The sequence below is a fragment of the Streptomyces sp. H27-H5 genome (assembly GCF_026627505.1).
Lineage (GTDB): Bacteria > Actinomycetota > Actinomycetes > Streptomycetales > Streptomycetaceae > Streptomyces.
This window is the reverse complement of sequence record NZ_JAPNLK010000288.1, coordinates 1-1,443: the sequence shown is the minus strand read 5'-3', so window position 1 is coordinate 1,443 and position 1,443 is coordinate 1. Positions and strand designations below refer to the sequence as shown.

Sequence of the window (1,443 nt, the reverse complement as noted above, 5' to 3'; positions counted from 1 at the left end):
ACTTACGAGGTGCCCTCTTGCTCGGGTCTGATGGAAGCGTAGAAACTCCCATCATCCCAGGTCAGCGGGCACCTCTTCTGATTTCTCCATCCACAGCCCGACCACTACGCGGTGGATCCAGGCTCATAAATGGTCATCTGTGAGAGTTCTGCGAAAGCCCCCGGAGTGATCACGTTTCCGCAGGTCGCCGTTCGCAAAAGTCCTCTCGAAACCCGCACGTTGTGCGAGGCACTTCTGAGAGACTGCCCGCATGGATCTCACGCCCGATCGCGCCGCATTGGCGGTAGAACGTCACCACTGCACGAAATGTGATGCGCCCGGCGGCAGCGCCTGCCGCACCCGCGGCGGGAAGACCGCTGCGAAGTACCACACCCCTCGCTTCGTCCTCGTCCCCGCGCTCCGCGAGGAACTGGAAGTCCTCGTCCCCGCCGACCGGCACCCGGGCCGCGCGTGGAAGCAGGGTCCGGCGCTCGCCGTGGTGCCCGCGCCCCGCACCGAGCGCCCGGTGCGCATCGGGTACGCCCGCACCTCGACCGCACGGCAGGAGCTGGCGAGCCAGCTCGAAGCCCTCCACCGCGCGGAGTGCCACAAGGTCTTCAAGGAGCAGATCAGCACACGGGTCAAGGTGCGGCCCGAACTGGAGAAGGCGCTCGCGTTGGCCCACCAGTTCAAGGAGGCCGCCCCCGAGACCCCCGTTGTCCTCACGGTGCATGAACTCAAGAGACTGGCGAGGAACGCGGCTGAGCTGATGACCTTGTCCGCCGAGCTCCAGGCCGGCGGTATCCAGCTCGAACTCCTCACCGGCCCGCTCACCGGGATCTACGACCCCAACGGCATGGGCGCCATGTTCTTCGCCGTGCTCGCCGTGGCCGGGCAGATCGAGCGCAACTACATCCGGGAGAAGACCCTCGAAGGCCAGGTCATCGCCGCGTCCAAGGGCAACCACGGCGGACGGCCGAAGGTCATCGACAACGACATGCTGACCTTCGCCGTCGCGCTGAAGGACAAGGGCGTCCCCGTCCCGGAGATCGCGAAGAAGCTCACGATCAAGGTCGGGAAGAACGAGGGCAAAAACCCCTCGGTCGCCTCGCTCTACCGGGCCCTGGCCGAAGCCGAGGGCACCGCCGTGCACGACGGATTGCCGCTGCGGCCCAAGGCCGTCCGCATCCGCCGGCCCGAAGACCCGCTCACGGCCGAGGAGATCGACCTGCGCGATCGGCTCCAGGCCCAGCCGCACCCGAACGCCGAGCTGCGGTAGCAAGACCATCCATGGCCCTTTGAGGCTCACCTCGGCGGCCCAGGAACCAAGATCAAGTGCTTAGTGGTCTGCGTCGTAAGTCCTTCGGGGGTTGATCACGCGGCCTTGGCGGCGGAGGATTCTTCTGGGTGATCGGCGGTGTGCTGGTCGAGCCTGGCCAGGAGATCGTCCAGGTCGGAGGTGGT

General features: G+C 66.4%; 1 protein-coding gene. It reads left to right on the top strand.

Translation table 11 applies throughout. The features are described from left to right. Positions 1-250: 250 nt before the first annotated feature. Positions 251-1,258: a recombinase family protein gene (locus tag OTB19_RS42815; protein WP_267804269.1), complete on the top strand. Its 1,008-nt coding sequence runs from the start codon at positions 251-253 to the stop codon at positions 1,256-1,258. Positions 1,259-1,443 lie beyond the last annotated feature (185 nt).